16 protein-coding genes are annotated in these 22,550 nt (G+C 37.7%); 2 read left to right on the top strand and 14 right to left on the bottom strand.

What is annotated here, in order from left to right; all coding sequences use genetic code 11:
- Nucleotides 1–84: 84 nt before the first annotated feature.
- The 4 genes from priA to pfkA form a co-directional block, all read right to left on the bottom strand.
- A complete protein-coding gene (gene priA, locus IEV85_RS16990; RefSeq protein ID WP_188465644.1) occupies nt 85–2,607 on the bottom strand; it encodes a replication restart helicase PriA in 2,523 nt (840 codons plus the stop codon).
- Nucleotides 2,604–4,631: a thioredoxin domain-containing protein gene (locus IEV85_RS16985; protein ID WP_188465642.1), complete on the bottom strand. Its 2,028-nt coding sequence runs from the start codon at nt 4,629–4,631 to the stop codon at nt 2,604–2,606. Before IEV85_RS16985 ends, priA begins: the two co-directional genes overlap by 4 nt.
- The gene (locus tag IEV85_RS16980) at nt 4,615–5,604 is read right to left on the bottom strand and encodes a GSCFA domain-containing protein (protein ID WP_188465640.1); all 990 of its coding nucleotides are present in this window, start codon (nt 5,602–5,604) and stop codon (nt 4,615–4,617) included. Before IEV85_RS16980 ends, IEV85_RS16985 begins: the two co-directional genes overlap by 17 nt.
- Before the next feature lie 94 nt (nt 5,605–5,698).
- Nucleotides 5,699–6,670, bottom strand: a complete 972-nt coding sequence (pfkA, locus tag IEV85_RS16975; RefSeq protein WP_188465638.1) for a 6-phosphofructokinase — start codon at nt 6,668–6,670, stop codon at nt 5,699–5,701.
- A gap of 145 nt (nt 6,671–6,815) precedes the next feature.
- Between pfkA and IEV85_RS16970 the strand changes: the two genes are divergently transcribed.
- Nucleotides 6,816–7,904: a DegT/DnrJ/EryC1/StrS family aminotransferase gene (locus tag IEV85_RS16970; protein WP_188465636.1), complete on the top strand. Its 1,089-nt coding sequence runs from the start codon at nt 6,816–6,818 to the stop codon at nt 7,902–7,904.
- Here IEV85_RS16970 and IEV85_RS16965 read toward each other — a convergent pair.
- A complete protein-coding gene (locus IEV85_RS16965) occupies nt 7,894–9,378 on the bottom strand; it encodes a lipopolysaccharide biosynthesis protein (protein WP_188465634.1) in 1,485 nt (494 codons plus the stop codon). The genes IEV85_RS16970 and IEV85_RS16965 overlap by 11 nt on opposite strands.
- A 122-nt stretch (nt 9,379–9,500) precedes the next feature.
- Here IEV85_RS16965 and IEV85_RS16960 point away from each other — a divergent pair, with 122 nt between their 5' ends.
- Complete coding sequence (locus IEV85_RS16960; RefSeq protein ID WP_188465632.1) at nt 9,501–10,373, top strand: hydroxymethylglutaryl-CoA lyase; 873 nt, start codon at nt 9,501–9,503, stop codon at nt 10,371–10,373.
- A gap of 50 nt (nt 10,374–10,423) precedes the next feature.
- Here the strand turns inward: IEV85_RS16960 and IEV85_RS16955 are convergent, their stop codons facing one another.
- From IEV85_RS16955 to IEV85_RS16915, 9 genes are all read right to left on the bottom strand, one after another.
- Nucleotides 10,424–10,651, bottom strand: coding sequence for a hypothetical protein (locus IEV85_RS16955; protein WP_188465630.1), 228 nt, complete (start codon nt 10,649–10,651; stop codon nt 10,424–10,426).
- 107 nt (nt 10,652–10,758) lie between these two features.
- Complete coding sequence (locus IEV85_RS16950; protein ID WP_188465628.1) at nt 10,759–11,502, bottom strand: MBL fold metallo-hydrolase; 744 nt, start codon at nt 11,500–11,502, stop codon at nt 10,759–10,761.
- 6 nt (nt 11,503–11,508) lie between these two features.
- Nucleotides 11,509–14,985 (bottom strand): reprolysin-like metallopeptidase, encoded by a 3,477-nt coding sequence (locus IEV85_RS16945; RefSeq protein WP_188465626.1) that lies wholly within the window; start codon nt 14,983–14,985, stop codon nt 11,509–11,511.
- Nucleotides 14,986–15,155: 170 nt separating this feature from the next.
- On the bottom strand, nt 15,156–15,365 hold the full coding sequence (locus IEV85_RS16940) for a hypervirulence associated TUDOR domain-containing protein (RefSeq protein ID WP_188465624.1): 210 nt from the start codon (nt 15,363–15,365) through the stop codon (nt 15,156–15,158).
- A gap of 62 nt (nt 15,366–15,427) precedes the next feature.
- Nucleotides 15,428–16,501 (bottom strand): hypothetical protein, encoded by a 1,074-nt coding sequence (locus tag IEV85_RS16935; RefSeq protein WP_188465622.1) that lies wholly within the window; start codon nt 16,499–16,501, stop codon nt 15,428–15,430.
- On the bottom strand, nt 16,498–17,124 hold the full coding sequence (locus tag IEV85_RS16930) for an ABC transporter ATP-binding protein (RefSeq protein WP_188465620.1): 627 nt from the start codon (nt 17,122–17,124) through the stop codon (nt 16,498–16,500). The genes IEV85_RS16935 and IEV85_RS16930 overlap by 4 nt, the downstream gene beginning before the upstream one ends.
- A gap of 113 nt (nt 17,125–17,237) precedes the next feature.
- On the bottom strand, nt 17,238–18,572 hold the full coding sequence (locus IEV85_RS16925; protein ID WP_188465618.1) for an MFS transporter: 1,335 nt from the start codon (nt 18,570–18,572) through the stop codon (nt 17,238–17,240).
- Nucleotides 18,572–19,948: an alpha-amylase family glycosyl hydrolase gene (locus IEV85_RS16920; RefSeq protein WP_188465616.1), complete on the bottom strand. Its 1,377-nt coding sequence runs from the start codon at nt 19,946–19,948 to the stop codon at nt 18,572–18,574. The genes IEV85_RS16925 and IEV85_RS16920 overlap by 1 nt, the downstream gene beginning before the upstream one ends.
- 18 nt (nt 19,949–19,966) lie before the next feature.
- A complete protein-coding gene (locus tag IEV85_RS16915) occupies nt 19,967–22,402 on the bottom strand; it encodes a glycoside hydrolase family 31 protein (RefSeq protein WP_188465614.1) in 2,436 nt (811 codons plus the stop codon).
- Nucleotides 22,403–22,550 lie beyond the last annotated feature (148 nt).

The raw sequence follows: 22,550 nt of genomic DNA, 5'->3' as shown, positions 1-22,550 counted from the left end.
AAGTTATAGCAATGTTAACGTTGAGCTTCTGCTGTAGTTACAACTTAACATGAATAAGATTTGAAAGGATAATTTTTTTGTTACCTACTGGGGATCTACATCATATACTACCCTCAATTTTCTGAAGTGACTATTTTCCTTCATCTTCTCAACAGATTCAATAATCTGTTTTTTTGTATTTTCCAGAGGGTAACCTTTTTCCAATTTAACCCATATTTCCATATGGTAAATGTTCCTGATTTTAGCAATCATAGGTTCATGAGGTGCTAACAACCTTTTTTGTCCTATTATGGGAGATAGCGCATTGTATAGGTTTTGTGCTCCACTTCTGGTGATATTTGCCTGATTCCCTTTTAGTATTATCCTGATAATTCTACAGAATGGAGGATAAAAAAATGAATGTCTTTCTTTTAGCTGAAGCTGATAGAACCCTTCAAAATTATAATTAATAAGATAATGAAAGAGCGGATGATCTTTCTGAAAAGTCTGCACCATCACCTTGCCCGACTTATTATTCCGACCTGCACGTCCGCTTACCTGCAGCATCAATTGAAAGGCTCGTTCTTCAGCTCTGAAATCAGGATAGTACATAATTCGGTCTGCATCAACTATACCTACCAAACTGACATTCTCAAAGTCCAGGCCCTTGCTTACCATTTGCGTACCAATTAAAACCTGTGTTTCACCGGATTCAAAAGCTTCAATAATCTGCTGGTAACTATATTTTTTCCTGGTGGTATCTCTGTCCATCCGCTGAATACGTGTGTCAGGAAAGTGAAGCTTTAAATCATCTTCAATTTTCTCTGTACCAAAACCTTTCATTTTGAGGGCAGTAGACTCACATTTTAAACAGGCAGCAGGACTCTTTTGGCGGAATCCACAGTAATGACATTTTAATTCATGTTGATGCATGTGGTAAGTCAGGCTTACTGAGCAATTTTCGCACTCGGCAATCCATCCACAGGTTTCGCACTGTAGGTAAGGCGCATAACCTCGTCTGTTTTGAAAAATGATGGCCTGATTACCTTTTTCCAGTTCCTCTTGCATAGCGGTAAGAAAAACATGGCTGAAGTCATCTGTTACCTGCTTTTTAGCTACTGCCTTTCGCATATCCACAATTTCTATGTCAGGCAGTTTTCCTTCTCCATACCTTTCTGCAAGTTTTACATACCCGTATTTGCCTTTATGGGCATTGTGAAAGGTCTCATAAGCCGGTGTAGCAGAACCTAGTAAAATCTGTGCCTGATGAATCTGGCTTAAAACTATGGCAGTATCTCTTGCATGATATCTTGGGGCAGGGTCATATTGCTTGTAACTGCTTTCATGTTCTTCATCTACCACTATTAAGGAGAGATTGTTGAAAGGAAGCATCACAGATGATCTGACTCCAATTACAAAGTTAATCCTTCCTTCTGCCACGCCCTGCCATACTTCCACTCTTTCAGCATCAGAAAATTTGGAATGGTACACACCTACCTGATCTCCGAAGAGCTTTCTCACACGCTGGATCATTTGGGTTGTGATAGCTATTTCTGGAAGAAGGAATAATGCCTGAGACCCGCTTTCTATCACCTCTTTAATAAAGGAGAGATAGATTTCTGTTTTGCCACTGCCTGTTACACCATGTAAAAGTGTGACTGGAAATTCCTGAAAAGATTGGATTATTTGTTCTTTACAGGTGTTTTGAGCATCACTGAGCTGTATTTCTGTATCAACTATTTTCCCTCTGCTTAAGTAATCCAGTCGTGATACAATCACCTCCATTTCTTCAAAAACTTCATTTTTGATAAGGGTAGATAGGGAAGAAGCTGAAAATTCTTCCGGCTTGAAAACCTTTTTTTCCAATCCGGATTCGTTTTTCTCCGGTTCAGAAAAAACCGGTACTTCTTGCAGGTATTTTAGAAGCACGTCCAACTGTTTTGGCTTTTTCTCAAGCTCGTCCATTAAAGCAGCTAAGGATTGCTTATCCAAATATTGCTGATGCAGTCTCACTACTTTTTCTGTCTTTGGCTTATACTTTTCCTGTACCTGTTCAATGAGGATGATGGCCTCTTTTTTTAGTAAATCCTTAATAATGAGGCTGCTTTGCTTGGTATTACTGATTTCCGCTATTTGCTGATAGGAGAGTAAGTTTTCTTTTTTAAGTAAATTGAGCACTACCAGTTCAAGCTCGCTAAAAATAAAGTTAGCTTGCTCAAGCTTAAAAGCAGGATTCAGTTGAATTTTGGATTCGCTACTTAATTTCATTCCTGAAGGCAGCGCTATATTCATTACTTCCCCTTCCGTACACATATAGTATTGAGCCATCCATTCAAACAACCTGAATTGCTGATTGCATAAAACCGGAAATTCATCTAAAATCTCAAGGATGTACTTAGCTTCATAGCCTTCAGGAGGAGTCTGCTGAATTTCCTTTACTACACCGGTAGTTATTTTTTTGGTTCCAAAAGGCACTATAACGCGAACACCTACATTGATGAGATCCTGTAGATTTTTCGGAATTCTATAGGTGAAGGTTTTAGGCAGTGGAAGTGGTAAAAGAATTTTGGCAAAAAGTGTGGGCTGTTTACTTTCCGGGAAATTACTTTGAAGGTTTAATTGACTCATCTTTTAAGTTGCTCAATAGCTTCGCCTACAGTATTCACAGGTTTTTGGCAGGCATTCATCTGACACACAAATATAGTAGTTTGTTGGTTCAATAATTCCCTTCCTTTAAATACAGATGCTATTTCAGTAGGTTCTTCCCTTGCTAGAATTAATGCATTAGGGTGAAACTGAGCCCACATTTGTTGCTGCATATTTTTTGCTTCAGGCCCAATAATGACAACATCATATGTATTATGCACTTTTAGGGTAGCTGCAGAAGCCCAATTGGACATATACCTTGGCTCCTTGCTAATAAAATGCTCCACCTGTTGAAGCATTGTGTCAGAAATTTCCAGATAGTCAGAACCAGCGCTAAGTATACCCAGCCAATGCAGGTTTTCCATCATTACAGAATTAGAGGCTGGAATTACGTTATCAAAAATTTCTTTTTTTCTAGCAATTAATTTTTCCGATTGAGCATCAGTATAATAAAACAGCTTTTCTGCTTCATCGTAAAAATTAGCTAATGTATAGTCTGCCAATTCCCTGGCCTTATGTAAAGCATCAAGATTGCCGGAAACCTCTGCATAGGCTATAAAAGCCTGAATGGTAAGTGCATAATCTTCCAGGTAGGCATCTAAAGTTGATTTTCCATTTTTATAGTTTCTGTGCAGTTTATTTCCTTTGAGGAGTTTACTGATAATAAATTCAAAATTTCCCCTTGCCATTTGAAGGTATTCCTCATTATTATCAGCCTTATAAGCATCGCAAAGTCCTGTGAGCATCAGCGCGTTCCATCCACACAACATTTTATCATCAAGACCGGGCCGCACTCTGTTACTTCTTTTCTGTAGTAGCTTCTTTTTTGCCTTTTTAAGTTTTTGTAGGAATAGATCTAAATCGATAACCTCTGCCTTACAAAATGCTTCAGCATTGCTATGCTGAAAAGGGATGTTCCAGCCTTTCTCCCAGTTTCCTTGAGGGAGAATATTGTAAAACTTAGCCAATAACTCAGCGTCATCACCTAAAACTTCTTGCCATTCTTCTTTTGTCCAAACGTAGAATTTTCCTTCTTCACCTTCTGAGTCAGCATCAAGGGCAGAGTAGAACCCTCCATTTTCGTGCATCAATTCCCTCTTAACAAAATCGATACTTTCTTTTAATATAAGGTGGAAGTATTGCTGTCTTGTGAAACGATAAGCATTAGCGTATAAACTAATTAGCTGACCATTATCATATAACATTTTCTCAAAATGGGGTGCAAACCATTCTGCATCAACTGAATAACGTGCAAATCCACCGCCCACCTGATCATAAATTCCCCCTTGCGCCATTGCACTTAAAGTGAAGCTAAAATGGTCAGTAGCACTTTTATGGTTATTTAAGCTGGCATATTTAGTGAGAAACCGCCAGATAACAGGCATAGGAAATTTCGGTGCACCAATTGTGCCGCCATTATCTTCATCAAAATACTTTGACAGTTGCTTATAAGTCTCCGATAATGAAGTGGCAGAAAAAGAAACTTTATTATTATCAGCAACTTGTAATTTTGCTATTTCTGAAGTGCTTAAGGCTTCCGCAAAATTATCTGCTGATTCCGCAAGTTTGTCTCTATTTTTCTGATAAGCCACTGCAACATTATCCAGCAGGCTCATCCAATTTTTCTTCGGAAAATAAGTGCCTCCGTAAAATGGTTTTTGATCGGGCATCAAAAATACATTGAGGGGCCAACCACCATTTAGCCCCATGGTTTGGATGGCATCCATATAAATTTGATCCACATCAGGTCTTTCTTCTCTATCCAGCTTAATGCAGACGAAGTTCTCATTCATAATTTGAGCTACTTCTTCGTCTTCAAAGCATTCATGCTCCATCACATGGCACCAGTGGCATGCGGCATAACCTATGCTTAAAAGAATGGGCTTGTCAAGTGTTTGGGCTTCTTTTAAAGATTCTGCATTCCATGCCTGCCAATTTACAGGGTTATAGGCATGCTGTAATAAATAAGGGCTGGTTTCATGAATGAGTTTATTGGCTTCTGGCATCTTCCAATTCTTTTTGCACGTATTCTTTCTCAGCATTAACGTTTCCTATCACCGAGAATTTTTCTAATTTCTTTAATAAGGATTCAAGAAACTGAACGTGTTCTATTGAGCCGGGGTTCATCACTCTATGGTTTAAGTCATTTTTAATGGATTGCCATTTATCGCAATAAGTAAAAAGTGCATCAGAGAAATAAGTTTCCCTGAATTTTTGCCAAATATAATTCCTGGCCATCAGGTTTGGGTGGATCATATCTTCCCCAAAGAAGCGGTAGTCGCGCAAATCGTCCATTATGAGTTCATAAGCCGGGAAATAGGAAATGTCCGGCAGCGCTTTTTCTATATGATCTACAGCAACCCGTAAAATGGACTTACTTAACATGTTTTCAGGAATACCTTCTTTGATGTGCCTCACCGGGCTCACTGTAAGTATCACTCTGATAGCCGGATTTACTTCTTTCAGTTTTTTAAGTGTGCTTATTACTTCACTTGTAATATCTTCAATGCTTAAAAGTTCCTTCGTGAAATTTTGAGAAGGTAATTTATGGCAATTGGCTACAATTTCTTTTGTTTTCTCGTAGCGGAAAACCCAGGACGTACCGAAAGTTAGGATCAATACTTTTGAATGTTCCAGGTAATTCTTTAATGAATCAGAAGCTTCCTGAATTCCTTTTTGAAGTTCTTCAAGCTTCTTTTTGCCAAACATACTGTGCGCATCAAGATGATTATAAATATCCTGGTTTTCTACTATATGTTCTGGATTAAGTGGTTGGTTATCAAGACATAAATTAATTAAACGCATTTGAGAAATAGGATTGTAGATAATTCCGAACGGGTTACTCAGAATATCTGTTTTCATTTCCTCAAACCTATGACCGATGTGGTCAGCAAAACAAGAACCTATAGAAACCACCTTAAAGTGGGGGTGGATTTTCTCTTCTGAAGGCTTTATTTCAAGTGTTGTTTTAAATTCCATTGTTATTTATCATTCATTTAATGAAATAGCGAGTAATAACCCAAAAAGAGCTCTAAAAATTCATTTTAATAAAATGTAGGTGTTTTTTGGCAGATCAGACACTTAGTATTTTCACCATTCTTATTAAATCCTGATTCAATTCTTTTGTTTTACCTATACTTTCCTCGAATGAAGTGTAAACAAGTTTCTCATTAATGATACCTGCCATCACATTTTTTTCTCCATTGAGTAAACCTTCAAGGGCTCCTAAACCTAAGCGGCTGGCCAATATTCTGTCCTGAGCACTTGGTGTGCCACCTCTTTGTATGTGGCCCAGAATGGAAACTTTAACATCTTTCATATGAATTTGGCTTTTCACTTTCTCAGCAATTTCCATCGCATTTCCTTCTTCATCGCCTTCTGCCACTACTACAATAGAAGAAGTTTTTTTTCGATTCCAGCCTTCCTGAAGTGTACTAATTACTTCAGTGATTGAAGTGGCAGTTTCCGGTACCATTACCAGCTCAGCACCTCCACCAATACCCGATCTGATTGCAATATAGCCGGAATCACGCCCCATAACTTCTACGAAAAATAAGCGATTATGGGAGTTTGCAGTATCACGAATTTTATCAATGGCATCTAAAGCGGTATTTACTGCTGTGTCAAAGCCTATAGTATAATCTGTTCCGTATAAATCGTTATCTATTGTGCCTGGCGCACCAACGGTAGGAATTCCGAATTCCTCATAAAATACTTTAGCACCAGTAAAAGTACCATCTCCTCCTATGGCAATTAATCCTTCAATGCCAAATTTCTGAAGTTGTTCATAAGCCTTCTGCCTGCCTTCCTTGGTCCTGAACTCTATACTTCTGGCAGATTTTAAAATTGTACCTCCTTTTTGAATAATATTGCTTACAGAATAAGAATTCATCGGTTCAATATCCCCTTCAATCATCCCATCATATCCTCTGTAAATACCGAAAATCTCAACTCCATGATAAATAGCGCCTCTTACAGAGGCTCTTATACATGCATTCATTCCCGGGGCATCTCCTCCGGAGGTAAATATGGCTACTTTCTTCATTGTAATTTTTGTGTAATAAAAATCAAAATTAACTTAATTGCTTTCTGAAAGCCTAATTATATCTCAAAAAGGATTGTCTGAAGGCAAATTTTTTCTGTTATATATTTAGCTTTGAAGATATAAATGTAATCAATACTTTAAAAGAATGTCTCAAAAAACTATTCCATTCCTAACCCTCAGTCCGCTCCCTGCTGAAGTAATAAATGCGGTGAATGATGTAATGAATAATGGCATTTTTTTTAATGGATATTATACTGAATCATTCGAAAGAACTTTCAAGGAATACATAGGTATCAACTATTTTATTTCTACTGCTAATTGCACCGATTCGCTGGAGATTATTTTACGTGCCCATGAAATAGGTACTGGAGATGAGGTGATTACATCATCTTTTACCTGGTTTTCTGATGCTTCTGTTATTGAATTAGTTGGTGCTACTCCTGTTTTTGCAGATATAAACCTGTCGCACTATGGGATTCTCTCAAACGATCTTCAAGGGTTAATAAGAGAGGCAACAAAAGCGATTATTCTACCACATTTATTTGGTATGGTTCATCCTGAAATTACAGCAATTAAACAACTCTGTGAAGATGCCGGGATTTTATTAATTGAAGATTGTGCACAGGCGCATGGTGCCTCTACCGGAGGTAACATGTCAGGTACTTTTGGTGATGTAGCTGCATTTAGTTTTTATCCCACCAAAAATTTAGGTGCATTAGGTGATGGTGGATGTATATTAACCAATAATGAAAAGATGGCGAATGCTTATAAAAAGTGGGCAAATCATGGTCAGCTTATAAGAAATAAGCATGTACAACTAGGAAGGAACAGCCGTTTAGATGAGTTACAGGCAGCAGTTTTAGCGGCTAAGCTTCCTTTTCTCAATAAAGAAAATAGCAGAAGGCAGGAGCTGGCACATATTTATCATCAGGAATTGTCTGGTACTGCCATCCAACTTCCAGGTAATTATTCCGGCCATGTTTATCACCAGTTTGTAATTAGAACAGATAGGAGAGAGGAGTTGAGGCAGTTTTTAGAGGAGCAAGGTGTAGAAACTGATATTCATTATCCTAATTCGCTAACTCAAATGGAGGTTTTTTTAAAGTATAAAACATCCTGTCAAAATGCTGAAGAAGCTGCAGCTACAGTGCTTTCACTGCCTATTCATCCTGCCCATACAGAAGAAGAGATTTATTATGTATGCGAACAAATTAAGAATTTTTTTAAGGTGTAATTTTATTTTTCAGGTGTAAGAGCATTTTGTGAATCTCCTGAGAGGGTTTAAATAATAAAATTAAAGCACCAAATATGAGTGTAAGCAGAAGGCTTATCCAAAGCAGGTTAATAATTGGGTTTTCCAGCTGAGGTACAAAGTAGATGCTTATAAATGTAATGGCTGCAATCAACAAAACTGATAATGTAGACCAGGAAAAAGGCTGAAACTTGAACCTGTTCCAGATAAAAATCATTTTAATAAGGTTAAATGAGAAAAGTGCTGCAAATGAAGCAATGGCCGAACCTATCAGACCATAAGTAGGAATTAATAATACATTTAAAGCAATTGTAAGTAGGGCCAGTAAAAGTACAAATCCAATATTTATTTTGTAAAGTTTAGAAGAAATAATGATTTCTGAGTTTACACCGAAGCCCATCTCAGCTATTTTACCCATACCAATTAATACTACCACCCATTTTCCCGCTTCGTAAATCTCTCCTTTAGGCATAATTTGGTAAATATTATCCAGGTTCATCACAATCAACAGAAAAACATAGCTTCCTAAAATGAGCTGATTAATACTGCTTTGCTTGTAAATTTTTTTTATTTCATCCATTCTTTCGAATTCGAACGACTTAGCAATTATGGAATCAGACATTTGTGCTATCGCCCTTTTTGGTATTTCAATAACCGTTGCCATGAAAAAGGCAATTACGTAAACAGCATTTTCCTTTAGGCCAAGATACCCCGTAACCATCAACTGATCAATTTGAAGTACAATGGCGGAGCCAACGGCTCCTGCCATTATAAAAAACATATATTTTAACAGTTCTTTAATGAAGGCTTTATCTATTTGAAAAATAAATAAATTCAAATGGATTTGTTTTTTGATAATCAGCACAGCTATCAGCAGAAATAAACTTAGTACATAACTTATCACTGTGTAATTAAGAAACCATTCAAATGAAATTATATCTAAGAAGTAGAGTATGGCCAGTAAGCCTACAACCACTCTAAGCATGAGTTCTTTCATTAAAGTAGGCACTACAACGTTTAATAATGCTTTATAGTAGGCTTCAAAAATAGAGATGTATACCATGATGGATGCTAACACAAGTATGAGCCAGTAATACCTGATTAGCTCTGGTGCTTTTTGTTGAAAAAATGCAAATACCCAATCATCTACCAATTGAAAGAGCAGAATAAAAAGGGAAATAGTAAAGAAGCCTAATATCAAAATAAGACCTAAAAACCTTCCTGATGTTTTAGGGCTATTATCAAAACGAGGGTAATACCGGAGGGTACTGCGTGCCAACCCTACTTGCGCAAATGGTGAAAGTAGTATGGCCATAGAAAATACGGCTTTGTAAAGTCCTAAATCTTCCGGTGAGAAGAATTCGGGGAGTAAAAATATAGTGTTTACAGCCCCAATCACCACACCAATATAGCTGATGGCTGAAGCATACGCACTTTGTTTAATGACTATTCCCACAGTTTTGATTTAGTTCGAAACCGAAATTTAAGAAGATGAAAGCAATTATTTAAAAATAGGCAACATTATAATCCTTGTTGTTATTTCTTTTCCTGATTAAGCAGGAATTCTTAATTTTGGTTATGCAAGATAATCAAGAGAGTACTGTAAAAATTATTGAATGCCCACGTGATGCTATGCAGGGATTACATGATTTTATTCCTACAGCATCAAAAATAGATTACTTAAACCAGTTATTGAAAGTTGGCTTCGATACAATAGATGCGGGCAGTTTTGTTTCGCCAAAGGCCATTCCGCAATTACGTGATACGGCCGAAGTATTTGATAAAATTGATTTGTCAGAAAGCGGCTCTAAAATTCTCGCCATTGTGGCTAACCAAAGAGGGGCGGAGCAGGCGGTGGAGTTTTCTCAGGTAACATATTTAGGATACCCGTTATCTCTTTCAGAAACTTTTCAGCAGCGCAATACTAAAAGATCCATTGCAACTGCATTGGAAGATCTTAAAGTAATTCAAAGCCTCTGCATTAAGCACAACAAAGTACTGGTAGTATATCTATCCATGGGGTTTGGTAACCCTTATGGTGATCCTTACAATGCTTCCTATATTGAGGAATTTGTACAGAAGTTACTGACCTTAGAAGTTAAAATAATTTCTTTGGCTGATACTATTGGCGTTTCCAATCCTCAAAATATTTCCTGGATTTTTAATGAGCTGATTCCTAAATATCCTCAGGTGGAATTCGGTGCTCACTTACACAGCACTCCGGAATCTGTTAATGAAAAAGTTACTGCTGCCTATAAAGCAGGCTGCCGAAGATTTGATGGCGCAATAAAAGGTTTTGGAGGGTGTCCAATGGCTGAAGATGATTTAGTAGGCAATATGGCTACTGAGCAGATGATAGCCTGTTTTGATACTTTAAATGCATCAGTCGGAATTGATAAAGAAGCTTTTAATGAGGCCCAATTAATGGCTGGAAGAATATTTCCTGTATAGCTATAAAAAAAAACAGCCCCGATACAAAATCGAGGCTGTTTCAAGTATGATTAGAAGTTATCAAAATCAGGATCTTCACCTGAGTCGTAGTCTTCTTCATCATAATCGTCAATGTCTTCGAATCTAATGTTGTCTACGGAATCGTCATCATCCTCGAAATCATCATCAAATTCATCTTCATCTACATCGTCAATGTCGTCATCATCAAAGGAATCATTATCATCCCAATCATCGTCCTCTTCATCATATTCGTCAAACCTGTCGAAATCTGATGCCATTTTAAGAGCCATTTTTACTATTATTTTGCTTGTTGATTAACGGCATAAATTTACTTGTTTTTTGAAAAATCAAATAGATTTGAAGAAAAAAAAATATTTTTTTTTAATTAATTTTCAGGATACCAATTTCGAAGCCTTACTTCAACAGTTTTAGCACTTTCCTCTACTATACTTTTAAATTCTTCCACATCAGAAAGACCATTCTGGCCTCTGTAATGATAAGGGTAAACAATGGAGGGTGTAAAGGCTATAGTGGCTTCAGCAGCTTGCTGAATATCCATTGTATAGGGCAGATTCATGCAAATAAAGGCTACGTCTATGTTTTTGAGATTGCGCATTTCAGGAATATCCTCTGTATCGCCCGATAAATAAAATTTTTTATCACCAATAGTTAATATGTAACCGTTTCCACGGCCTTTAGTGTGGCGCGACTGCTCGTCTTCCGGAAGGTTATACATGGGAATGGCCTCAATCTGAATTTTATTGAAAGTAGTTTTTTCTCCGTTATTGATCACCTTTTTCTCCTTGCCTTTAATTTCTTCCATTTGCTCAGCTACAGCCTTTGGGACTATAAAAGTGGCTTCTGAGGTATTTAGACCTTCCAAAGTGGATTTGTGAAGGTGGTCGCCATGGATGTCAGTAATGAGAATCAGGTCAGCATCGCTAAAACCACTAAATTTTTCTGCACCGCCATAAGGATCTATAAAAATGGTTTGGCCATCAATTTCAAGCACCAGGCTACCGTGCAGAACAGGCGTTATTTTTACATCACCTGCACGGGTTTTAATGAGATCTTGCGCATTAATTTGAAAAGTAATTAAAGCAAATAAAATGAGGAGTATCTTTTTCATGGTTTTTTAGTGATGAATAACTACCTGCTTAACAATTTGTTCATTTCCTATTTGTAGTTGAATAAAGTATAGGCCAGCCTGAAGAGTAGTAACATCAATGCTTTCAACCTGCCCTGTTTGCTGCTTAATTAATTGTCCCATGGTATTGCGAATATAAACTGCTTCAATTTTCTGCTGACTTTCATTTTTTATATAAAGTTTATCTTTCGCAGGGTTAGGGTAGATTATTATTTCGCTACTTAGTTTATTATTAGTGTTTAAAATGCTAAGTGAAGCCATTACAGTATTAGAGTAATCGGAATCTCCAATAGTATTTGTAGCAAATACTCTGTATTCATAGGTTATTTCGGAATTAGGAAGCTCTTCAATATAAGTAGTTGTATTTTCCGGCAATACAGCAATCTCCTCAAACCTTGTTCTTTCCCTTACTGCTCTTTCTACAGTATAGGATATTTCATTTTCTACATCCTCCCAATCCAGTTGAACTTTTTTGCCTCCTGCATAACTTGCTTTAAGGTTTAAAGGTGGATCAGGTCTGAATTGAGGATTCCTCACACAAAATCTTAACCCCCAATTCGTTAGTTGACCTCCATCTAAATTTTCAAGGTCTTCAATCATTAAAGTCCACTTACCTTCTATTTCTTCTCCAGTGAAGGCATCTAATGAATCTAATGGTAAATATGTTAATCCATCAACTGGTGGGCAGGGTAAATTGCCAGATTCTGCTAAATCGCTAAAAGATACATTGAAATTATCCTGTTCTGTGCAAATTCCATCAAAAAGTACAACCTGGGTATTCTGCGGACTTATAAGAGTAACCCTCAAATCAGAGATGAAGGAGTGGGTTCCTCTTAGGTCTCTGACCTCAACAGAAACAATACTTCCTTTTTCTTTTAACACCAAAGTTGATTGAATAGTGGAAACAGAGTCAGGTATAATGATAGGTACATTGCTACTTGCTGCTACATCACAATCTATGTTTTCAGTAGTAAATGAAGTGACAGCATAATCACTGATGCCACAATTGTTTTTTGTTCTGATTCTGACAAAGTGCTGCGTCAAACCTTCCAGTTCATTTTGCACCTGATACCCGAATCCACTTATGTTTTCCGCACTTTCTACAATATTGGTGAAGTCACTATCGGTGGCTATTTGCAAATCATAATTGGTTAATACATTTTGATCTTCCCATACTATTATAGGCAGAAAAAACACATCTGTCTGGCTTTGAGAAGGAGAAAGTATACTTGGTTTGCCTGGAATATTTTGAACGATAGTAGATAGTGTCTCTTCTTTTGATATACTACCTGCATTTGCATTTAGGTTAAAGGAGAGTGACCCTACAAATCCTTCTTCATTTACTATGGTTAAGGTGGTTGATTGTCCGGGTTCAATATTATTGTCAGAGAAAGAGGCTGAAAACCCTGAGGGGAGGTTGTTTAAAGAAAAATTAATAGGTTCGCGGAAGTTGAGTACTGGAGCTGTATTAATATTTATTGTAATATCATCTTCAGAACAATAGTTTGGTTGATTGAAGTCAAAGGCTAAATCGAAAGATGGGGTTTCAAAAATGCTAAAATCTGTGTTATTGATATTGAAAAACACATTGTCTGCCGATGCCACTTTTATTCTGGCCTGAGTAGTTACTACATTTGCCAGCCTTACAGTTTCAATTCCATCATTTGGCGTGTTTTCTATAAGAGTTCGGGTAAAAGTTAATCCCCCATCTGTAGATAGGTAGATATTGACCAATTGCGAATTTACAGGAGCTAAATTAGTATTCGCTACATTCCATGTTATAGTTATGGCCGAGTCACCCTTGTACTGGCCTTCAATGGTATCCACTGTAAAAGGTCCTGCTGCATCCGATACTGAAAAGGAAATTTCATCATAATCAACTCCTGCTACTTCCTGATTATCTCTGGCTACAAACCTAAAAGTTAGATCACGGGAATAAGCAGGAAGGATTTCCCCAATTGTTTGTGTTTGGTTTAAAATGTCTGATAGTTGCGGAAAAATTCTAAAAGTATCCGAAGAAGGAAGAAAAGAACGAAAAAGTGGTGCGTTTCCAGAAGGAGTTTCGGGGCTTCCTGCTGGACCAAGGTCATACTGCTCCCACACGAAATTCATAGCATCTCCGTCCGGATCGGTAGCTGAGCCATTCAATTGAAATGGAGTTCCTATTGGGATTGTAAAACCTCCAGTGCCGGCTTCAACTATCGGGATATTATTACCCGTTTCTGTAATCTGAGCACATGAGTTTCCTCCACTTAGTTGAATGAAAGAGTTAATATTTATTAAGCTTTCTACGTGAAAGTATGCATCACTATTTTGTTGAATATTATCGCTACCACAAATGCCCGCATAAGCCATAATGGTTGTGCCGCTTCCCGGTTCATAGGCAGAATTAGCCGACCTATTACCTTTTGAGCACGAGCCTATTTCACTGTTAAATGTATGAGAAGCTCCAAACTGATGTCCTAATTCGTGGGCAACATAATCTATATCAAAAGGATCTCCAACAGGATCAAATGATCCCGTTACACCCCTTGCTTTTGATCCGTTCTGGCAGACTACTCCCAAGCCAGCTACTCCTCCGTTTCCAACTGAAAAACCATGGCCAATATCATAATTGTTTGATCCAATTATTTCATCAATTTGAGTTTGAAGCTGATTAAGTAGAATCGAATTGCTACTGTTGTTGAATGGATCCGTAGAAGGATCGGTGAAAATTATTTCATCATTATTATCTACCAGCACCATCCTTACAGCTACATCTCTTTCATAAATACCGTTTACACGATTTAATGTGGTTACGATAGCACTCAAAGCATCTTCCACTGTGCCTCCATGATATTGTGTATACTCCCCTGTTGCCGCAATAGCTATCCGGTAAGTCCGTAATTGAGTACCAGAAGGTCTCTGTACTGCGCCTGTTGAAGCTAACTGCCTTGCAGCATTCAAGCGTTGCTGATCATAAATAATTGGTTCTGATTCGAAAAAGTCTTTTTGGGGCACACTTTTAGCAAAATCTTTCTTATAATATACGTGATAGTTTTCAGCATCATCAAGTGAAAGAGGGTCGATAAAGATTTGTCCTTTTTCCGAGAAGATCATGGCATGAAAACCTTTCTTGCTATAATTCAAGCGGATAACTTCACCATTAGCAATATTTCTTCCTTTAAAAGTTTTAATTCCAGGATATTTTTTAGCTAGCTTAGGTGACATTACAGGAACCTCTTCAATGCGGAATTCGCCTAAGCTGCCATCAGGATAAGGAATGAAAATGTTTTGTTGGTTAGATTTTACGAACTCATCCAGCGCCAGTGAATAATATTGCGCATTTTGAATGGTAGCGGAACTCGCTGTTCTAAAGCTGGATTGATTAGCTTTTTTCCAGAACGATTGACTTTGTCCTTTTAATGGGGCACCAAGCACAAAAGTAAAACAACCGATAATAACAGAAATGTAGAATCTACTCATTTACCAATAATTACTTTTATTCTAATTATCCAGGAAATACGAAGTTTCAGGATAATCGTATTTACAGTGATTTAAATCCCTAAGTTAACTAATCAGAATCTATTATTTGATAGGAAACTAATCTTCTTGGGAATTAATGGTTAAATTCTATCTTATCAGAAATAAAAAATCTATACTTTCTCTACTTCACTTTCTAATTTAAGTACATGGTCTCCATCTTCCTGCTCAATGTATAATGCTTTGTTACCTTTTTCTCCTTTTCTGGTAACTTCGTTTCCTTTAATAGTGCGGGTCACTTCTTTATCAAATGTGGACTTTACTTTTCCTTCAGCCGTACCATTACCCCAGCTCCATTTTACTTTGCTTCCTTCTTTTATCATAGCTTTTAGCTTTTTTCCATTGATAACTACCTTTTAGCTACTTCAGTTACCTATTAGCTTACTTAAATTTGATAGGGCGATTTAAAAAGATACATAAATGGCAGGTAACATATAAGTATTAGTACAACTGCTGGTATGCCAAATAGAATCAGGAAAAAGAACAGAAAGAATGTGAAGAAAATTACTCTTGAAAAGTTGTTTTCATCTATTATCAGATTGAATAAAGCATATAACCCTGCATTTGAGGCTAAAGCAATAGCGATGAGGGAAAATAGGGAGAGTACATTGTAATTGGATTGGTAGAGAATTATTAAGAATTCAGGAATAAGAATCATTAAGAAAACCAGATGATGATTAAAAATCTTGCTTTTTATATCTAAAGGCATGTTAAGGAAATAGGAAAGTTTTTTTTGCTCGAATGATGCTTTTTCTGACCAAATCATTGTGTTAAGATAAGCAGAGCATGTTATAGAGAAGAAGAGCCATCTTTCGTCATATCCGCCCGCTAAGTAGGAACTGAAGAAGATGTTGAGCAACAGCAGACTCGTAAATTTAGAGCCTATGAATAGTAAAGGTCTTTCCTGCAATAGATGGATAGGAAACCAAAATACTCTTGTAATTTTTGATTGCATAAACCATCTGAATTTAACTTTTTTAAATTTATATTCCGGCAGAGGCTTTTTCAGCAGATGGAATTGGTAAGTAGTAGAGCCAATAAACAAGAGTATAAGCACCAACCAGATAGAAAATATTACAACAATGTTTACATTTTCTGTTATTAACCCCTGATAAGTTAAGAACAGAGAATAAATCACAATTAACAGGTGGTTATAAACCCAGATATATAAGTGGGTTTTGAAGAATTGTGCTCGGCTGAATAAACCTGTTTGGTGAAAAATCAGGTATTCTTTACTATGAGAGAGCTTGATCCTGAAATTCATTTCAAAATAAGCATACAACGTAAAGAGAAACAAAGCAGATGCTAAACCAAAAGGGCTATGCAGTATAAATTGAGCAAGCATAATATGCTCTGTAACCCGCATAAAGGAACCAAAAACAATTAATAGAAGGATGAAAAAACCTATAAAAGCTTTATAGAATGTTAGAGTAAATGCTTTGGTAAAAACTGCTTTCATCTATTGATAAGTTTGCCATTGATGAGTTGCTGAATGGAAGTGAATTCAAACTCCTGCATATCAGGTAAGTGATGGGAAGAGATGAGAAAGTTTATTCCTTTAGCCTTCTTATTCTTAATAATCCCCAGAAGATTTTGTTGGGCTTCAGCGTCAATTGTGGTAAAGGGCTCATCAAGAATAATCAATTTAGGAGTACCGAGGAAAGCCAGTAGGAGTGAGGCCTTCTTGAGCATTCCTGACGAGTAAGAAGAAATGCTATTGGCAGCGTAGTTATTGACACCAAATGCTTCTTTTAAATGTGCTATTTGACTTGAGGAAGCCTCTTTAGCTTTAGAAACAAATAAAATCAGATCATCCAGGCTAAGAAAATCGGGAAATTGGGGTTCAGCTTCAGCATAATTTACCAATTTCCTGAATTTTACCGGCTGTTGCTGTAGCGATACACCCTCCAGAATGATTTCACCTTCAAATGCATGGATTCCTGCAATGGCTTTAAAAAGAGTGGATTTGCCTGATCCATTTTCTCCTTTTATTAAATGCGTTCCCTGTTTTAACTCTAAAGATTGTATTTCTAATGTAAACCCTGATGAATAAGATTTAGAAAATTGATATATTTTGAGCATTCCTGTTTATGTCCGTAAGTTATGTAAACATATCACTAAGAATCCATAAATAGAATTTTACCTTCTTATTTTGTGATAAGGGATTTGATAGACTCAATGAATAATGCTATTTTCTAGCTTACTTTCACTTCATCTTTGTCATTAACAAGCAAACTTAATAAACCTGCCAATATCATGGCCGCACCTCCTACTATGAGGGCATAAATAGCATCATTTCCAAAGAAGTTCTTTAGGATAAATCCCAGTAAGCCTGCTGCTACAATTTGCGGAATTACAATAAAGAAATTGAATACGCCCATGTAATAGCCCATTTTTTCTGCGGGTAAAGCAGTGGAAAGAAGTGCATATGGAATGGATAGAATACTAGCCCAGGCAATACCAACGCCTATCATTGATAAGATTAAGAAATCCGGATCATTGATGAAGAAAATAGAAATAAGTCCTGCTGCTCCGCAAAAAAGGGCTATTAAATGAGTCATTCTTCTGCCGACTTTCTTAGCTAGCAGCGGCAATAGAAATGCAGCCAGAGCTGCCACTCCGTTGTAAACCCCAAAACATATCCCAACCCAGTCTGCACCTTCATTGTACAAGGCGGAACTGGTATCAGTAGTGCCATAAACGTGTTCTGTAACAGCAGCAGTGGTATAAATCCACATGGAAAATAGAGCAAACCACGAGAAAAACTGTACAAAGGCGAGTTGCACCATCGTCTTAGGCATCTTAAAGATTCCCATAAAAGATTCCGCCAATCCGCCAAAGATGCCTTTTTCTTTATTCTGTTTCTTTAGCAGCTCCAGGTCTTCCGGTGGGTATTCTTTGCTATTAAAAACAGTCCACATAACCGCAGAAAGAAAAGCTATTCCTCCTATGTAGAAAGACCATTTTACTGAATCCGGTATTTCACCCGGTGCGGGAGTTTTACTCATGCCAATCCAGTTGGTGAAAATATAAGGAAGGCAGGAGGCGATTACGGCACCTATTCCAATGAAAAAGCTCTGCATGGCAAATCCTACTGTACGCTGGTCGCCAGGAAGCATATCGCCTACAAAAGCACGAAAGGGCTCCATACTGATATTAATGGAGCCATCCATAAGCCAAAGCATGCCTGCAGCTACCCATAACTCGGGTGAATTGGGCATGATAAATAAAGCAATGGAAGCTAAAATGGCTCCTACAGCAAAGAAAGGTCTTCTTCGTCCCCAGCGTGGAGACCAGGTTCGGTCAGAATAATAGCCGATAATTGGTTGGACCAGTAAGCCTGTGACAGGTGCAGCCAACCACAGAATTGGTAAACTCTCTTTATCTGCTCCCAGCGTTTCAAAAATCCTGCTGACGTTGGCATTTTGTAAGGCAAAACCAAACTGGATTCCCAAAAAGCCAAAGCTCATATTCCAGATTTGCCAAAAACTTAACCTGGGTTTTTCTGAGGTGATTGATACACTTTCCATTAATTTTCTTTGATGGTTTTAGTAAGGATTTTATAGGACCAGCCGTCAAGTGTTAATTCTTTTTCGCTTATCGTCATATCGCTGCCGCTGGGGAAATCTGTGTAAGAAGTTCCCCAATAAGGGGCATCTACTTTAAAAGTCTGGACAGTATCTGAAAGATTGAGTAACACAATCACTTCATTGTCATCTTTTTTTCTACTGAAAGCATATACATTTTCCGTATTACTATTCGAGTTGATTCTTACGGCTTTTCCCCCGTAGCTTCCATTCCATAGTGCTGGATTTTCATGTTTTAGCTTTAATAAATCAGCATAGAAATCTTCGTAGGATAAATTACTCCAGTCGATGGAGTCTTTACTAAAAAAGGGAAGCCTCTTATTGAGGCCTGCTTCCTGTCCGCCATAAATGAGAGGCATTCCTTTAACTGTGGATGTCAATACAGCTATTACTTCATAAGCATCCCCCATTCTTTCAAATACAGTTCCATTCCAGGAGTTTTCATCATGGTTGGAGGTGAAAAACATTCTGAAATCAGCTGAATCATATTTTGTGTTATCTCTTTGGAGGAAGACATCTAAAGAATCAGCATTAGCCTTTCCTTGTGCAATATCATTAATTAAGTGATGGTATGACCAACCGTAAGTCATATCAAATCCGGCATCATGCATTTCAGCTTCATCCCATTCTGCCAGCATAAACACATCCTTTGTGGCTTCTAATGAATCAATAGCCTTCTGCCAAAACTCATTAGGCACCATGCCTGCTACATCGCATCTGAAACCATCGATATTTGTTTCAGTAATCCACCATTTCATTTCGCTGATCATTGCCTGATGCAAATCAGGATTGTCATAATTTAAATCTGCCACATCCGTCCAATCAGCTACAGGAGATTGCAAATTACCCAGTGAATCCAGGTTATAGTATTCAGGATGTTCTTCAGCCCAATGATGATCATAAGCCGTATGGTTGGCTACCCAGTCCAGGATAAGCAACATATCCAGTTCATGCGCTTTTTCTACTACTGCTTTAAAATCTTCAAGAGTTCCAAAATCAGGGTTTACGTCTGTGTAATCTTTTATAGAATAATAGCTGCCCAGCGGTTCTTTTCTATTCTTTTCACCAATTGGCTGTACGGGCATGATCCATAGGATATTAACGCCCATATTTTTTAATCTTTCCATATGGGGTAAAAATGCTCTTAAAGTACCTTCTGACGTATATTGCCTTATGTTTACTTCATAGATATTCATGTGGCTAGCCTTTTCAGGAAAAGAAACTTCTCTATTTTCTGCTTTTTGCTCATTAGTGTTCCCACAACCCAGAAGTAGAGCGGTCAGAAGTATAGCAATTAACAGGTGCTGTATTTTATACATATTACGTTAGTATATGGTTTATAACCAGTTGATTACAATAAACTCATCAATATTATCAATTTCAATAAAAGGGAGGTTTTCCACTTGCAGGAAAATCCTTTCCGACATGGGTAGTGGATCAAAATTTGAGATTTGATCAATAAATTTAAAATCCTCTTTTTGAATAGGAACGGTTTTTTGGTTGACTTTCATCTTATCTTTCAACTGACCATTAAATCCATGAAAATAGATTTTCAGCTTTTTATATTGAGAAGTATAATCCCCTGACTTTTCAGTAAATAAGACTTCTTTATTTGCCGGATGGTAAGCTATTTGTCTTTGGTATGAGTCCCCATTTGTGTAGTCAAAAGTGGCTCCGTCATCCTCATAATATTGAAAAACATTATCATTGCTACCACAATATATGTGGATAATAAGTATCTCATTACTGTTATGGGTCAAGCTCTGCAGTTTGTCTTGCATTGGCAATATAGCTGATGCTTTTACATATACTGGAAGCCTTTCAATAGGGCATTCTGCAATAATTTCCTGATTTCCGCTGTAATGGGTGTCGTTGAAAAGGTCGTACCATTCGCCTTCAGGAAAGTACACTTTAGCCAGGTTCACTTTACTGGCTACCGGGGCAACCAAAATGTCTGATCCAAATAAATACTGATTCTCATATAGTGAGGAATATATCCTGGGGTCATGTGGGTATTTTATGGCCAAACTTTTGGCAACAGGAATTCCCTTTTCATGTGCCTGGTAAAAAGCTGAATAGATGTAAGGCATCATTTTATACCTTAGATTAATGTAGTTTCGCGAGATTTCCTCCACCTCTTCTCCATAAGCCCATGGCTCGGAATCCCTGCTATTAATCATAGAATGACCTCTGAAGAAAGGGGCAAAAGCTCCGATGGAAATCCAACGAGCGAAAAGCTGGCTGTCGGCCTCGCCTGCGAAACCGCCAATGTCATAGCCTGCAAATGCTACCCCTGCTATTCCTAAACTGTTTACCAGCCGCACACCTAGCAGCATATGCTCATCGTCAGCAACGTTATCACCTGTCCAAACCGCTGCATAACGCTGAATGCCTGAGAACCCTGCTCTTGTCAGGTTGAAAATTCTTTGATTGGGAAGGTTTTTCCTGGCACCCTCATACGCACTTTTAGCCATGAGCATACCATATACGTTGCGACCCTTTCTGGCAGTGGCTTTGTTTCCCTCAAAATCGAATTCTATGAGTTCCGGAAGCTGCTGGCCCCAGGTGGCTATTTCGTTCATGTCGTTCCAAAAGCCTTCTATGCCCATATTAGTGTAGCTTTCCAGCTTTTCTGCCCACCATCCACGCACTTTAGGATTAGTGAAGTCAGGAAAATGACACCAGCCCGGCCATACTTCCCCTTCATAGTTGCTGCCATCCGGAAATTTAACAAACACATCTTGCTGTAAACCTGATTCGTAAGCCTCATATCCTGACTCTATTTTTATACCCGGGTCACAGATTACTACTACCTTAAAACCTAAATCTTTTAGCTGTTTCAGCATTCCTTCGGGATCAGGAAAATCTTTTTTGTCCCAGGTGAAGATCTTATATTGCTCCATATAATGGATATCGAGCACAATCACATCAGCAGGAATTTCTTTATCCCGAAATGTTTTTGCGACACTTAATACTTCTTTATCCGGTCTGTAGCTATACCTGCACTGCTGGTACCCAAGGCTCCATAATGGTGGAAGTTCCATTCTTCCGGTTAAATCAGTATAGCTGGAAATAATTTCTTCTATGCTATCCTCATAAATAAAGTAGTAGGCCATATCTCCCTGATCGGCAGAAAAGCTTGAGAACCTTCGGTTGGAAGCACCGAAATTGAAATGCGTTTTATGTGAATTATCGAAGTAAATTCCATAGGCTAAATTGCTATGAATCCCGATGTAAAAGGGAGTGGTGCAGTAAAGTGGATCGCTATCGGGAGGATATCCAAAATGATCAGTGTTCCAGTTTTGATAACCATGGCCCTTTCTGTCGAGTGGTCCGGTTTTTTCTCCCAGTCCTATAAAACGCTCCCCATTCTGGAGTTTTTTATATGTACTCACCTGTTCACCAATCCAGGAGGTACCTAAAGCATGATCATCTTCATTAATTATTTCACCTCCTTTATTCTTAAAAGTAACAGTGAAAGGCTCTTTATTAATGTAGAGACTTAATTTATTCGTATGAATTTCTAAATAGTCGTTTTTATCTACAATGCTAAAATCAATCCCTACAGGTTTGGAAATTACCGCATAGGAATGCTCATCAAGGTCTTCATTTTTGCTCAAGTGTACTTTAATGATGCCTTCCTGAACAACGGAAACCTTAAAAAATGTATATTCGGTAGTTCCCATCATCCCATAAGGAATTCTTTCATAGTGAGTTATTTTCCCACAATGTTGGCTAAGTCCTGAAGCTTTGATGGTTTGTTGAGAAATCATATATAATATTATCGGTTAAACCGCTAAACTATTTAATAAAGCATATATAAAGTTGAAAAGAGAACAACTAAAAGACCGCAAACGATTGCGGTAACGATTGCGGAATACAAGTTATTGAAAAATTGATGTTGTGGATTATTTAACTTGG

This window comes from Marivirga lumbricoides, assembly GCF_014636295.1.
Lineage (GTDB): Bacteria > Bacteroidota > Bacteroidia > Cytophagales > Cyclobacteriaceae > Marivirga > Marivirga lumbricoides.
This window is presented reverse-complemented; position numbering and strand designations above follow the sequence as displayed.

Excerpts from the sequence above, each read along its gene's own strand:
- IEV85_RS16945 (WP_188465626.1), bottom strand. The coding sequence starts at position 14,985 with ATGAGTAGATTCTACATTTCTGTTATTATCGGTTGTTTTACTTTTGTG.
- IEV85_RS16955 (WP_188465630.1), bottom strand. The coding sequence starts at position 10,651 with ATGGCATCAGATTTCGACAGGTTTGACGAATATGATGAAGAGGACGAT.
- IEV85_RS16925 (WP_188465618.1), bottom strand. The coding sequence starts at position 18,572 with ATGGAAAGTGTATCAATCACCTCAGAAAAACCCAGGTTAAGTTTTTGG.
- IEV85_RS16940 (WP_188465624.1), bottom strand. The coding sequence starts at position 15,365 with ATGATAAAAGAAGGAAGCAAAGTAAAATGGAGCTGGGGTAATGGTACG.
- IEV85_RS16915 (WP_188465614.1), bottom strand. The coding sequence starts at position 22,402 with ATGATTTCTCAACAAACCATCAAAGCTTCAGGACTTAGCCAACATTGT.
- IEV85_RS16930 (WP_188465620.1), bottom strand. The coding sequence starts at position 17,124 with ATGCTCAAAATATATCAATTTTCTAAATCTTATTCATCAGGGTTTACA.
- IEV85_RS16950 (WP_188465628.1), bottom strand. The coding sequence starts at position 11,502 with ATGAAAAAGATACTCCTCATTTTATTTGCTTTAATTACTTTTCAAATT.
- priA (WP_188465644.1), bottom strand. The coding sequence starts at position 2,607 with ATGAGTCAATTAAACCTTCAAAGTAATTTCCCGGAAAGTAAACAGCCC.
- IEV85_RS16960 (WP_188465632.1), top strand. The coding sequence starts at position 9,501 with ATGCAAGATAATCAAGAGAGTACTGTAAAAATTATTGAATGCCCACGT.
- IEV85_RS16985 (WP_188465642.1), bottom strand. The coding sequence starts at position 4,631 with ATGCCAGAAGCCAATAAACTCATTCATGAAACCAGCCCTTATTTATTA.
- IEV85_RS16935 (WP_188465622.1), bottom strand. The coding sequence starts at position 16,501 with ATGAAAGCAGTTTTTACCAAAGCATTTACTCTAACATTCTATAAAGCT.
- pfkA (WP_188465638.1), bottom strand. The coding sequence starts at position 6,670 with ATGAAGAAAGTAGCCATATTTACCTCCGGAGGAGATGCCCCGGGAATG.
- IEV85_RS16920 (WP_188465616.1), bottom strand. The coding sequence starts at position 19,948 with ATGTATAAAATACAGCACCTGTTAATTGCTATACTTCTGACCGCTCTA.
- IEV85_RS16980 (WP_188465640.1), bottom strand. The coding sequence starts at position 5,604 with ATGGAATTTAAAACAACACTTGAAATAAAGCCTTCAGAAGAGAAAATC.
- IEV85_RS16970 (WP_188465636.1), top strand. The coding sequence starts at position 6,816 with ATGTCTCAAAAAACTATTCCATTCCTAACCCTCAGTCCGCTCCCTGCT.